The organism is Pseudomonas sp. GW822-FHT06D10 (genome assembly GCF_058799535.1).
Genome location: NZ_JBXALN010000004.1, coordinates 164,647 through 176,760, shown reverse-complemented (window position 1 = coordinate 176,760; position 12,114 = coordinate 164,647). Strand labels below are relative to the sequence as shown.

Annotated in this window: 12 protein-coding genes; 4 read left to right on the top strand and 8 right to left on the bottom strand. The window is 65.6% G+C overall.

Annotated elements, in window-relative coordinates; genetic code table 11:
* The first annotated feature begins 111 nt into the window (after positions 1-111).
* From AC1RL5_RS14550 to AC1RL5_RS14540, 3 genes are all read left to right on the top strand, one after another.
* Complete coding sequence (locus AC1RL5_RS14550; protein WP_019095346.1) at positions 112-516, top strand: PA0061/PA0062 family lipoprotein; 405 nt, start codon at positions 112-114, stop codon at positions 514-516.
* A gap of 33 nt (positions 517-549) precedes the next feature.
* Positions 550-960 carry a PA0061/PA0062 family lipoprotein gene (locus AC1RL5_RS14545; RefSeq protein ID WP_019095345.1) on the top strand — a complete coding sequence of 137 codons (411 nt, stop codon included), beginning with the start codon at positions 550-552 and terminating at the stop codon, positions 958-960.
* Between the two features lie 123 nt (positions 961-1,083).
* The gene (locus AC1RL5_RS14540; RefSeq protein ID WP_492589603.1) at positions 1,084-2,100 is read left to right on the top strand and encodes a PDDEXK nuclease domain-containing protein; all 1,017 of its coding nucleotides are present in this window, start codon (positions 1,084-1,086) and stop codon (positions 2,098-2,100) included.
* 75 nt (positions 2,101-2,175) lie between these two features.
* Here the strand turns inward: AC1RL5_RS14540 and AC1RL5_RS14535 are convergent, their stop codons facing one another.
* The 4 genes from AC1RL5_RS14535 to AC1RL5_RS14520 form a co-directional block, all read right to left on the bottom strand.
* A complete protein-coding gene (locus AC1RL5_RS14535) occupies positions 2,176-2,547 on the bottom strand; it encodes a YkvA family protein (protein WP_225368752.1) in 372 nt (123 codons plus the stop codon).
* A 203-nt stretch (positions 2,548-2,750) separates the two neighbouring features.
* Positions 2,751-3,578 carry a sulfite exporter TauE/SafE family protein gene (locus AC1RL5_RS14530; protein WP_103407944.1) on the bottom strand — a complete coding sequence of 276 codons (828 nt, stop codon included), beginning with the start codon at positions 3,576-3,578 and terminating at the stop codon, positions 2,751-2,753.
* Positions 3,575-4,852 carry an NAD(P)/FAD-dependent oxidoreductase gene (locus AC1RL5_RS14525; RefSeq protein ID WP_072452280.1) on the bottom strand — a complete coding sequence of 426 codons (1,278 nt, stop codon included), beginning with the start codon at positions 4,850-4,852 and terminating at the stop codon, positions 3,575-3,577. Before AC1RL5_RS14525 ends, AC1RL5_RS14530 begins: the two co-directional genes overlap by 4 nt.
* 30 nt (positions 4,853-4,882) lie before the next feature.
* Positions 4,883-5,767 carry an MBL fold metallo-hydrolase gene (locus AC1RL5_RS14520; RefSeq protein ID WP_103407943.1) on the bottom strand — a complete coding sequence of 295 codons (885 nt, stop codon included), beginning with the start codon at positions 5,765-5,767 and terminating at the stop codon, positions 4,883-4,885.
* Positions 5,768-6,018: 251 nt separating this feature from the next.
* Here AC1RL5_RS14520 and AC1RL5_RS14515 point away from each other — a divergent pair, with 251 nt between their 5' ends.
* The gene (locus tag AC1RL5_RS14515) at positions 6,019-7,332 is read left to right on the top strand and encodes a sigma-54 interaction domain-containing protein (RefSeq protein ID WP_072452278.1); all 1,314 of its coding nucleotides are present in this window, start codon (positions 6,019-6,021) and stop codon (positions 7,330-7,332) included.
* 13 nt (positions 7,333-7,345) lie between these two features.
* On the opposite strand, the gene AC1RL5_RS14510 is transcribed toward AC1RL5_RS14515, so the two are convergent.
* The 4 genes from AC1RL5_RS14510 to AC1RL5_RS14495 all read right to left on the bottom strand — a co-directional run bounded on the left by AC1RL5_RS14510 (position 7,346) and on the right by AC1RL5_RS14495 (position 11,993).
* On the bottom strand, positions 7,346-8,248 hold the full coding sequence (locus AC1RL5_RS14510) for a tyrosine-protein phosphatase (RefSeq protein ID WP_072452277.1): 903 nt from the start codon (positions 8,246-8,248) through the stop codon (positions 7,346-7,348).
* A 20-nt stretch (positions 8,249-8,268) separates the two neighbouring features.
* Positions 8,269-9,651 carry a DUF1329 domain-containing protein gene (locus tag AC1RL5_RS14505; protein ID WP_077933950.1) on the bottom strand — a complete coding sequence of 461 codons (1,383 nt, stop codon included), beginning with the start codon at positions 9,649-9,651 and terminating at the stop codon, positions 8,269-8,271.
* A 29-nt stretch (positions 9,652-9,680) separates the two neighbouring features.
* Positions 9,681-11,234: a DUF1302 domain-containing protein gene (locus AC1RL5_RS14500; RefSeq protein WP_492589601.1), complete on the bottom strand. Its 1,554-nt coding sequence runs from the start codon at positions 11,232-11,234 to the stop codon at positions 9,681-9,683.
* Positions 11,235-11,453: 219 nt separating this feature from the next.
* A complete protein-coding gene (locus AC1RL5_RS14495; protein ID WP_077933952.1) occupies positions 11,454-11,993 on the bottom strand; it encodes a GNAT family N-acetyltransferase in 540 nt (179 codons plus the stop codon).
* Positions 11,994-12,114 lie beyond the last annotated feature (121 nt).

Genomic DNA, 12,114 nt, shown 5'->3' with positions numbered 1-12,114 from the left:
TGGATTCATTTGTTCTCGCACCGGGGCCTCGACAAGCTTGGTGGCCATCGGCGCAGGGGTTTTTTTCGGGCTTGCGCCGCACTCATTACGGTCATTTGCGAGGTTTCTTCCATGTCCCTCAAACCCTTGTTGCTGTTGCCGGGCCTTGGCCTGGTGTGCCTGCTTTCGGCCTGTGCCGGGCCGCTGCCCAAGGCCGATCCTCAGCAGGCCTGGATCGATCTTGCTCCGGAGTCGCCCAACGACTTGCTGGCCGACAGCGTCGATGGCAAGCGCCTGAACGATGGCCGCTACTTCCAGGTCAGCCCCGGCCAGCACCGCTTGCGGATGGCCTTGCTGCAAGGGGCCAACGGCAACTCGGCGCAACCCGACTGCCTGGGGCGCCTGGACTATGCCGGGTTCCAGGCGGGGGGCCATTACCGACTGGTGGAGTCCAGCCAGGGCCAGGACGTCAGCGCCGCTCTGCTGGACGCCCAGGGCCGGCAGGTGGCCCAGAGCCGGCCGTTCAGTTGCCTGTAGGGCTTCTTTTTTCCATTGCCAAGGTAGATTTTCATGACACTCAAACCGCTGCTGCTGATACCCGTTCTGGGCCTCGCGTGCCTGCTCGGCGCTTGCGCCGGGCCCATGCCCCGGCCCGATCCCAGCCAGGCCTGGATCGGCCTGCAGGAAGAGGCGCCCAACGACCTGATGGCCGAACGGGTGGACGGACAGAAGATCGACGATGGCCGCTATTTCCAGGTCAAGCCCGGTGCTCACCGCCTGGACGTGACCCTGTTTGAAGAGAACGTCGGCGACTCCAACCAGCAAGACTGCGACGGCCACATCAGCTACGGCGGCTTCAAGGCCGGGGAGCATTACACACTGGTGGAGTCGAGCCTGGGGAACGAGGTGTCGGCGCGCCTGTATGACGCCAAGGGCAAGCAGGTAGCCAGTACCCACGACTTCAATTGCATGCCCGGCTGACGGGGCTGTTTACCGCGCTCAAACAAGGACATTTCGCTCACCACAAAGAGACGGGCCTGACTTCAGACCCATGGCGAGCCAGGGGATGATAGGGGCCTGTCTCCCAGCAAACGGGCGTGCGTCATGAAGCAAGAGGCTGAAGCGGCGATCTGCTCCACCGAAGTGGCATTTGGTGAAGTGGCGCAAATGATCACCGCCGCGCGGCAGCGGGCAGTGCGCGCGGTGAATACCGAACTGGTGGAGCTGTATTGGCAGGTCGGGGCCTATATCAGCCGCAAGATCGAGGCGGCGGAGTGGGGCGATGGCGTGGTCCGGCAATTGGCGGATTACCTGGCGCGGCAGCAGCCGGGCCTGCGGGGTTTTACCCGGGCAAACCTGTTTCGCATGCGCCAGTTTTATGAGGCCTATCGTGCTGACGAGAAAGTCGCACCACTGGTGCGACAATTGTCCTGGAGCCACCATCTGGTGGTGATGGGACAGAGCAAAGGGCCCAGTGAACGTGAGTTCTACCTGCGCTTGGCGGTCCAGGAACAATGGTCACGCAGAGAACTTGAACGGCAGATCAAATCCGCCCTGTTCGAACGCACGCTGACCCGCCCGGCCAATGCCTCGGCAACCTTGAAGCAGGCCCGTCCCGAGGCCCTGAAGGTCTTCAAGGATGCCTACATGGTGGAGTTTCTCGGCCTGGCCCAGGGGCATGACGAAGCCGACCTGCACCAGGGGCTGCTGCGCCAACTCAAGGATTTCCTGATCGAGATGGGGTGCGACTTCTGCTTTGTCGCTTCAGGCTATCCCCTGCAGGTCGGCGGGCGCGATTTCGCCCTGGACCTGCTGCTGTTCCATCGTGGGTTGAATTGCCTGGTGGCCGTTGAACTCAAGGTCGGGCGCTTCGAGCCGGAGTACCTGGGCAAGCTGGACTTCTACCTGGAGGCCCTGGATCGCCAGGTGCGCAAACCCCACGAGAATCCGGCCCTGGGCGTGTTGCTCTGTGCCAGCAAGCATGACGAGGTGGTGGAATATGCCCTCAACCGTTCCCTGTCACCGGCGCTGATCGCCGAGTACCGGACCCAGTTGCCGGACAAGCAACTGCTGCAGGCCAAGTTGCAGGAGTTCTATGCCCTGGACACCCAGGCGCGGTGAGTCGGGTGGCCATGGTGTCGGGGGCGCTGCACTGCCTTGGTGAGTCGAATGCCCAGCCTGGCGCCGATCTCTGGCTCATTCCGACTCGCTGCCGAACCAGTCGGCCAGGCGCGCGCTGGCTTGTTCCCGGACCTCGGCGTTGATGTGGGCGGCTACTGTCACCACTGAGCCGGTCAACAGGCCGAGGTCATCGACGTACCCGGCCCCGGGGATCAGGTCGGGGATGATGTCCAGCGGCAGCACGAAGTAACCCAGGGCGGCATAGATGGTGGTCTTGGCCCAGATCGGGGTTTGCGGCCGTTGCGCGGCGTAGTAGAGCCATAGGGCTTTCTGGATCAAGGCCCGGCCGATGCGCGAGGCGTAGCGGCCGATCTTGCGCCAGAAACAGAGTTCAAGGGACTGGGCGGTGGACATGGCGCACTCCTGGGGGACATGGGTCCAGGTCATGGTCGCCACCCGAGCGCTGGACCGGCAGAGGCCAATATTTCCCCGGTCGTTCTCAGCGTAGGAGCCGGCTTGCCGGCGAAAGGGCCGGACCAGGCGCCGTGAATCTTGCGTCAGGTCAGCGGCGCCTGTGAGCACGCCTTCGCTGGCAAGCCAGCTCCTACGGGGGGCATACACGGTGCTGCAGGAGCCGGCTGGCGAAGGGGTCAAGGGGCAATCAGCCCCAGGGCGCCGCCGGCCAGCAGCAGGGCAGCGAGGATCCCGGTGATGGCGAACAGCTGTTGCAGCCGCGGGCCGGCCAGGTGGCTGGCCACCTGGCGTCCCAGCACCAGCCCCAGGACCGCCCCCAGGGCAAAGGGCGCACCCACCGCCCAGTGCATGATCCCGCTGAGGCTGGCGGTGACCACGCTGCCCAGGGAGACCAGGGCGATCACCGCCAGTGAGGTGGCGACGATGCTCTTGCTGTCCAGGTTGGTGTAGCGGCTCAGGGCCGGGATGATGACGAAGCCGCCACCCACCCCCAGCAGCCCGGAAAGCAGCCCCGAGAGCATTCCGGTGAAGGTCAGCGCCCGGGCGCAGGGCAGGGTCCAGCGCAGGCGGCCCTGGGCCGGGTTGAGCACGCAGGGCATGAAGGCCGGGCGCGGCGCCGGCTGGCCCTGTTTCAGTTCCAGGCTGGCCTTGCGCAGGATGCGCCCGCAGGCGTACAGCAGCACCAGGGAGAACAGCAGCGCCAGCGGCAGGTTGGGTAGGCGGTGGGCCAGCCACAGGCCCAGCGGCGCCATGAGGATGCCGATGCCGGCCACGAACCCCGCCGCGCGGTAGCGCACGATGCCCTGGCGCAAGCCCAGCACCGCGCCGATGCTGGCTGCCAGGCCCACCGCCAGCAGGCCGATGGGGGCAGCCTCGACCATGCTCAGGCCCAGGCCGAAGACCAGGAGCGGCACGGCGAGGATGCCGCCACCGGCCCCGGTCAGGGCCAGGATCGCACCAATGATCGCCCCCAGCCCGGCGCCCAGAAGACTGTGTTCGCTCATGCTTTCGGGGTGTCCGTGGCCAGGGTCGGATGGGCCAGCCATTCGTGGCCCTTGAGCATGCCGCGCCAGTACAGCGGTGGCAGGATCCGTTCCTTCAGCCACCAGGCGCGACGGGTTGGCTGGCGCCCGTCCAGCAGCCAGCGCGGGAAACTCGGTGCCAGCTTGCCGCCATAGGTGAATTCGGCGAGGACGATCTTGCCCCGTTCCACGGTCAGCGGGCAGGAACCGTAGCCGTCGTATTCGGCCAGGCGGGTCAGGCGCTTGAGGGCCACCAGCACATTGTTGGCCACCACCGGTGCCTGTTTGCGTGCCGCTGCGGCGGTCTTGGCATTGCTGGTATTGGTGGCGTCCCCCAGGCCGTGGATGTTCACGTAGCGCTTGTGGCGCAGGCTGCCCGGGTCGACGTCGATCCAGCCGGCGGCGTCCGCCAGGGGGCTCTGGCGGATGAAGTCCGGGGCGCACTGGGGAGGCACCACGTGCAGCATATCGAAGGCCCGTTCCAATGTTTCCTGGCGGCCATCGGCCAGGGTGCGGACAAAGGTCGCGCGTTTGGCCGGGCCGTTCACCGCCACCAGGTTGTGGCCGAAATCCAGTTCGATGCCGTACTTCTTCACGTATTCCATCAGCGCCGGCACGTAGTCGGCGACGCCGAACAGCACACCGCCGGCATTCAGGAAGCGCGGCTTGATCTGCCCCAGGCGGCCGTGGCGCAGCCAGTGGTCGCAGGACAGGTACATGGCCTTTTGTGGCGCTCCGGCGCACTTGATCGGCATCGGCGGCTGGCTGAACAGCGCCTCGCCCTGCTGCAGTTGCTGCACCAGTTGCCAGGTGTAGGGCGCCAGGTCGTAGCGGTAGTTGGAGGTCACGCCGTGGTTGCCCAGGGCCTGGGGCAGGCCGTCGATGGCGGCCCAGTCGAGCTTGAGCCCGGGGCAGACGATCAGTTGGTCATAGGCCAGCACCCGGCCGTCCTCCAGCACGAGGGCGTTGTGTTCCGGATCGAAGCGGCTGACCGCGTCCTGGATCCACTTGACCCCCTGGGGCATCAGCTCGGACATGGCGCGCTCGGTGGATTGGGCGCTGAATACTCCGGCGCCCACCAGGGTCCAGCCGGGTTGGTAATAGTGGTGTCGGGCAGGGTCGATGAGTGCCACGTCCAGGTGTGGATCGCGGGTCAAGAGGCTGGCAGCAACGGCGATGCCGGCGGCACCGCCACCGACGATCAGCACCTGGTGGCTGCCGTCGACAGTGGGCAGGGCCGGGTTGAAGGGGCGCATGGCAAGGTCTCCGTGTGGAGTAGGTAATAGTTATAGGGTGTTCAGGGGAATCTTCAGGTAGCTCACGCCGTTGTCCTCGGGCTCGGGGAAGTGCCCGCTGCGCATGTTGACCTGCACCGAAGGCAGGATCAGCACCGGCATGTCCAGGGTCGCGTCGCGGGCTTCGCGCATGGCCACGAAGCTGTCTTCGTCGACCCCCTGGTGAATGTGGATGTTGTTGGCGCGCTGCTCGGCGACGGTGGTCATGTACTGCAGCTCGCGGCCGTTGGGCAGGTAGTCGTGGCACATGAACAGCCGGGTGCTGGGGGGCAGGGCGAGGATCTTGCCGATCGAGCGGTACAGGGTCCGCGCGTCGGCCCCGGGGAAGTCGCAGCGGGCGGTGCCGTAGTCGGGCATGAACAGGGTGTCGCCGACAAAGGCCAGGGTTTCGTCGCCGACCTGCACCAGGTAGGTCATGCAGGCCGGGGTATGCCCCGGGGTGTGCATGGCCCGCGCGGTGAGGCCGCCGATGGCGAATTCGGTACCGTCTTCGAGCAGCACGTCGAACTGGCTGCCGTCCCGGGCAAAGGCCGGGGCTTCGTTGAACAGCGCGCCGAAGGTCTTCTGCACCCGGGTGATCTGGTTGCCGATGGCCACCTGGGCCCCGAGCTGCGCCTTGAGGTAGGCGGCGGCCGACAGGTGGTCGGCATGCACATGGGTTTCCAGGATCCAGTCGACCCGGGCGTCCAGTTCTTTCACCCGGGCGATCAGGCGGTCGGCGGACTCGGTGTGGGTGCGGCCGGATTTCGGGTCGTAGTCCAGCACGCTGTCGATCAATGCGCAGTGGCGGCTGGCCAGGTCCATCACCAGGTAGCTGATGGTCCAGGTATGGCTGTCGAAAAAGGCTTCTACACGCAGCGTGTCGCTGATGATCATGGGGCACTCCAGGCAATGAAGGTGAGGGCAGTCTGCGCTGACGCTCGTTTCTTGAAGTGTCAATAAGCGTGCCAACCCGAAACGGCGTCGTTTGGCGCCTGTTCATTGGTTTAGACGCTTTTTCAACCCCTTGGTGATGTGTTGTCGCCAGGACTGTCACCCGGGCTTGGCAGTCATTTGGCAGTTGCTGGCAGAAAATGGCAGTGATGGCGCCCATGCTTTAAGCTGCCGCCTCTGCCCCGGAGTTGCCCATGTCCCTGATTGCCACCGACCTAGTCCCGCCACCGATGTCTGCCCTGGTGTCCTACCTCGAACACGACCCGCAGCCCACCATAGTGCTGGACACCGACTACAACATCATCGCCGCCAACACCGCCTACCAGCGTCAGTTCGGCGTGGCCGGCAAGCCCCACGTGGGCGCCAAGTGCTACCGGGTATCCCACCAGTTCGCCGTGCCCTGCGATCAGGCCGGCGAGCATTGCCCGATGCGCAAGGCCCATGACAGCCGCGTGCCGGAACGCATGCTGCACATCCACCACACGCCCCGGGGGCCGGAACATGTGGACGTGGAGCTGCGGCCGATCATTGGCCAAGACGGCACGGTGGTGGCCTATGTCGAGCGCCTGAGTTCGGTGGCCGTGGCCTCGGTACAACCCCAGCAGAAGGGCCTGGTGGGGCGCTCGCCGGCCTTCAACGAAGCCTTGGGCGCCTTGCAGCGGGCGGCGCCGGCGCCGATCCCGGTATTGCTCCAGGGTGAATCCGGCACCGGCAAGGAACTGTTCGCCCGTGCCCTGCACGACGGCAGCCCCCGGGCCAGCGGGCCGCTGGTGGTGGTGGACTGCACCGGGCTTACCGAAAGCCTGCTGGAAAGCGAATTGTTCGGTTATGAAAAGGGCGCCTTCACCGGTGCCCTGCAGCGCAAGATCGGCCTGGCCGAAGCCGCCCATGGCGGCACCCTGTTTCTCGACGAGATCGGCGAAGTGCCTCTGGCCATGCAGGTCAAACTGCTGCGTCTGATCGAGTCCGGCAGCTTTCGCCCGGTGGGCAGCCTGCGCACCGTGCACTCGGATTTCCGCTTGGTGGCGGCGACCCACAAGCCGCTCAAGGAAATGGTCGCCGCCGGCACCTTCCGCCAGGACCTGTACTACCGCATCAGCGCCTTCCCGATCCGCCTGCCGGCCTTGCGCGAACGCAGCGACGACCTGCCACTGCTGATCGACAGCCTGCTGCGCCGGCTTGACCCCGGGGTAGTGCCGCGGGTCGATCCCCAGGCCCTGGCCCAACTGAGCCTGTACACCTACCCGGGCAATATCCGCGAGCTGCGCAACATCCTCGAGCGGGCGCGGCTGTTCAGCGACGACGGGGTGATCCGCCTGGCGGACCTGCCGCCGGAGCTGCGCAGCACGCCGGCACCAGCGCCCCCCGGCCGCCGCCGCGGCAACAAGGACCTGGAGCAACTGGCCCATGCCCTGGAGGTGTTCGAGGGTTCGCGCAGTGAGCTGGCCAGGGCCCTGGGCCTGAGCGAGCGGACCCTGTACCGGCGGCTCAAGGCCCTGGGTCTCTGAGTGCCGCAACTGATCAGGGGGCGGCGGTTTCGAGGAACTTGCTTTGCAGCCGCGAGCGAAACGCGGCATCGACCCCCAGCCCCTCGCGCAGGTAGTTCTCCACTGAGCCGTAGTCTTCGCGCATGGCCATGAACGCCGCTTGCAGGTAGCGCGCCTCGACGCCTAGCAAGGGCTGTAGCAGGGCAGGATCGGTACGGCCTTTTGACGCGAGCCGAACTTGTTCGGCGATCCGGCGGTTTTTTTCCCCGAGGTAGCGGTTGGACGCCAGATAGTCCTCCATCACCGTAGCTTCCGGCACCCCCAAGGCCAGCAACACCATGGCCGAAGCGAAGCCGGTGCGATCCTTGCCCGCGGTGCAGTGGTAGAGAACCGGGGTGCCCTGGTCATCGAGCAGGCCATGCAGCCAGGCTCGGAAGAGCGGGCTCTGCTCGCGGACGAATTGGATGTTGGCCCGAACCAGCACATCGTCCAGGTGCAGCTCGGCGGTGTCGCCACTGTTGATGCGCCGAGTCAGCTCGCGGATGTCGATGTTGCCGGCACTGATCGGCATCTCGATCCGCCGCTCCATCAGCGCCGGCGGCAGGCGGTCGGGGGCGTCGGCGATTTCCTCGCGGCTGCGCAGGTCCACCACACGCTGCAGTTGCAGGCCTTGCAGCCTGCGTTGATCTTCGGCACTGAGTGAGTCCAGGGCTCCACCGCGATACAGCAGGCCCCATTTCACGCTACGTCCGTCGGCCGTGCGGTAGCCACCCAGGTCGCGCAGGTTGGGTGCGCTTGCCAGGTTCAGGTCGCGCAGCGCCTGGCGTTCGCTGGCGGGCAGTTCTTGCGGGGGCGCTGGCTGCTCGGCAGGGGCCGCATTGGCTGTGGCGATGGTGCACAGCAGGGCGGCCCCGAGGACCAGGTCGAATCGGGTCATGTTGTGCTCTCCGTGAGTCTTCATTTGGCGCGCTTGCGCACGGCGGCGGGGGTGAAATCGCTGGCATCGTGGGCCAGGTCCGTCAGGCGGATCGGGCCGTGCTCATTGGTCAGGCGATCCACCAGATAGGCCCCGGACATCAGGTCGTGATACACCGATGGGCCCGCCTGATAGCTCTGGGTGTCATAGGCGTAGAAGGTGGTCTGCAGGTTGGTGCGCCAGAGGAGGTTGCGGGCGTCATAGCTGTCGGCCATGACCGCGCCCCAGGTGTCTTCGTCGATGTAGAAGCGGCGTTTGGCATACACATGACGGTTGCCGGGCTTGAGGCTGGCCTCCAGTACCCATACCCGGTGCAATTCGTAGCGCAGTGCTTCGGGGTTGGGGTGGCCAATGGTTTCGGTGAGCTTGGCCAGGGTGGTCGCGGGGTCGCTGATTGCATAGTTGTGATAGGGGATGAACAGCTCGCGCTTGCCGATGATCGTCCACTGGTAGCGGTCGGTGCCGCCATTGAACATGCGGCTGTCATCGTTGACCCGCAGGCCGCCGCTGGCGCCACTGGAAGGGTTGTCGTAGCCGACGTTGGGCGCGCGCCGCACTCGTCGGCTGCCCGGGTCGTATTGCCAGCTCTGCTGGGCGTTGGCCACCGGATCGACGAAGCCGTGGCCGAAGGTGATCTTGCCCAGCTCCCGGGCCGGTTCCAGGGTCCGGTACATGAAGTGGCTGTTGATGGCGTCGCGGTCGTCTTGCCGGGGGCTGTCCGGGTTGGTCCAGATATTGAGCGTCTGGTGATGCTGGACCTGACGTGCCTGCTTGCCGTTGGCCAGGGTGACGACCAGGCTGTAGACGCCTTCCTCGCCGGGCCCCCGCCCTTGTAGGGCGTGGTTCCAGATCAGTTCGTTGCCGTTTTTCGGGATCGGGAACGGCGACGCGCCCCAGGCCCCGGTGACGCCGTTGCCATCCTCGGTGAGTCGAGCTGTGCGCCCGTTTTCGCGAATTTGCTCTTCGATTTTCGCACTCGGGCGCATGTCGCGATGACTGGGATAGATGTCCATCCAGTAGCTGCGTGGATAGCGCTTGAACAGGGCGATCTGGCCGTCACTGAGGCGGTTCTGGTACTGCTCCAGGTTCTGCGCGGTAATCCTGAACAACGGGCGCTCTTTGGCGTACGGATCGGGGTACAGCGAGCCGCTGCCGGCGAACTGCACATGGGGCGGAGTGCCGCGCCACTGGCCGGACCAGCCAGGAATGCTGCCGTCGGCGTTACCGGCACGCTCCGCGCCGACGGGCGTGAGATCTTGATCGAGGCGAGCCAGCTCGGCCTCGCTGAGCGCGGCCTGGGCCAGGGGGCACAGGCCGAGCAGGCCGGCGAGCACAAAGGCAGGGAATTGCGTTTGGCAGGACATGAAATGTTCTCCGGTTGTCTGGGCGAGGGTCAGAAGCTGTACTTGGCGTTCAGGGCGATGTGGTCGCGATCGCTCTGGTTGTTGTACCGGGGGCTGCCCAGGTAGGCGTTGTAGACGGCCTCCAGGGAGAGGTTCCCGAGGTACTCCAGGGTGCCGCCCAGGGACAGCCGATTCCTGCCCTGGTTGTAGCTGCCCAGAGAGGAGTTGCCGTTCACCCCCTGGTTGAAGGACAGCGGAATGGTCAGGTCCCAGCCGGGCATGATCTCGATGTAGCGCGAACTGGCGCGCAAGGTGTAACCCCAGGCCGAACGATCGTTCCAGAGCTTGTCACTGGGGTTGCGCTGGGGCAGGTAGGCACTGTCGTTGCTCAAGACGCGGTTGTAGCCGACCTCGCCATTGAGGGTGAAATTGTCGGAAAAGGGCGTCTGGCCGAAGCCGTGGGTCATCGACAGCAGTACCTGGCCGGTCCTGCCGCGGGCAGTGTGGCGGGCGCCGCCGAGGTCGATCGCCAGGGGCAGGCGATCCTGGATGCTGATCTCGCCGTTGATGTTGGTGTCGACCACGACCGTGGCGAAGCTTGCGCCATACAGTTCGATGCCTTCGAAGTAGCGCGCCTGGTAGCTGCCGCGGCGGCTTAGGTTGTCCACCACCGGTGTCTTGCTGTGATAGCGCAGGCGGTAGAGGCCGAACTCGGTGTTGTTCAGGCTCTGGGCGACATAGCGCAGGGCCAGGCCGAACTGCCCGCTGTCGCGGGGTTCGTCATCTTTCAAGCGGACCAGTTGACCGGTGGAGTTGCTGTAGCCGCCCCTGTCGAGGAGGTCGGTGGTGGAAAAGTAGCTGCCGACCGCGTTGAGTCGGCTCTTCTTCCACTCGTACTGGTAGTAGAACTGCAGGTCGAGCGCGTCGGTGAGGCTGTAGGAGGCGAACAGCTGGCCGGTCGGCAGGGTACGCTCCTTGATCTCGACCCCGGGCACGTTGGATTTGCTGGCATCAAACGGGCTCATGGTCGAGGCAATGCCGTTGCCGTTGTAGACGCTCTCGCCCCAGTAGACCACCTGGCGCCCGAGGCGCAGGTTGAAGGGCCTGTCAGCGACCTGCCAACTGCCATACAGGTAGCTGTCGAGCATTTCCACGGCACCGCCGTGAGCGTCGCGGGTGGGCCTGGGAAACTGGTCGGGGCGCGAGCATTGCCCGGCGGCATAGCAGTTCGAGGTGCCGGTGTGGTTGTCATTGCGGCGATGGTAGACATTGTCGTAGTAGGCGCTGGCGCGCACGAACAGGCCGAAGTCACGGCGAAAGTTGAAGTCGGCGTCGCTGACCAGGCCCAGGCGATGGGTGATCAGGCTGCCCCGGTCGAAAGCGTTGTTGCCGTCGTTGCCGTTGGCATTGTTGCGCCCGCCAAGGGCATGGGCCGGCTTTGCCGTGCGCCAGGCCAGGCCATAGGAGACGACGTTGCTGTTCTGCACTTTGAGGTCGTCGCCGATTTCGAAGACCAGGGCGGCCAGCGGGGAACTGAACAGGAGCAAGGAACCGGGAACTGCGAGCAAGGTGGAGAAAGCGTAAGGCGTTGTTGTTTTTTTCATTGCTGCCTCTGAATGTCTGTTTTTGCGTCGAGGTACCGTAGGGTTGTGGAGGGGGGGAAGGGACTATCGGAAATGCAGCGGGGGCTGGACATCGTCTATTCGGACTAGTCGCTTTGTTGCGGGCGCCGCATGTTCAGGCCGCCGGAAGGGCTGAACGTGCGGGGTTCTGGAGGGAGGGGGGGACGGAGCAGGCGCTGCCCCTGGACGGGATCTTGAGCCTCAGGCCGTGCGTTCGCCGGTGCGCGGAAGGTCGCAGGCCATCACCCACATGCCGATCTGTTCCAGGTCGGTGCTGAACGGCACCTCGTCGACCTGCCGCAGGCCGGCGCTTTCATAGAAGCGCCGGGCGCCGCTATTGCTCTTGAGCACGTCCAGCCACAGGCAGGGCTCACCGGCAGCGCTGGCCCGTTGCAGCACATGCTCCAGCAACCGGCGGCCATAGCCCTTGCCGGCCTCGGACTTGAGCAGGTAGATCTTCTGCAGTTCGGCCCCGCGCCGGGCTCCATCGGGCAGTGGCCGGTTCCAGTTGAGCTTGGCAAAACCGATGGGCTGCTGCTGCGGGTCCAGGGCCAGCAGCCACAGGTGCAGGTGCTTGTCGGCCAGGGACTGTTCCAGGGGGGCGGGGGCGAAGTCCTGGGCCAGGAACTGCTGCATGCCTTCGGTGCTCCAGATCGCGGCGAAGTGCTCGCGGTAGGTGGCGCAGCCAATGGCCTGGAGGGTGTCGATGTCGCGGCTGTCGGCTTCACGGATGGTGATCATGCGTCATTCCTCGAGGGGCGGCTGGCCGGTGTCGCCGGGCTGGCGGCTGGCCCGCAATCCGGACGGGGCAGCTTACTCCGTTGCCCAAAGGGGCTCCAGCGCTCGGGCCGGGGCACGATGG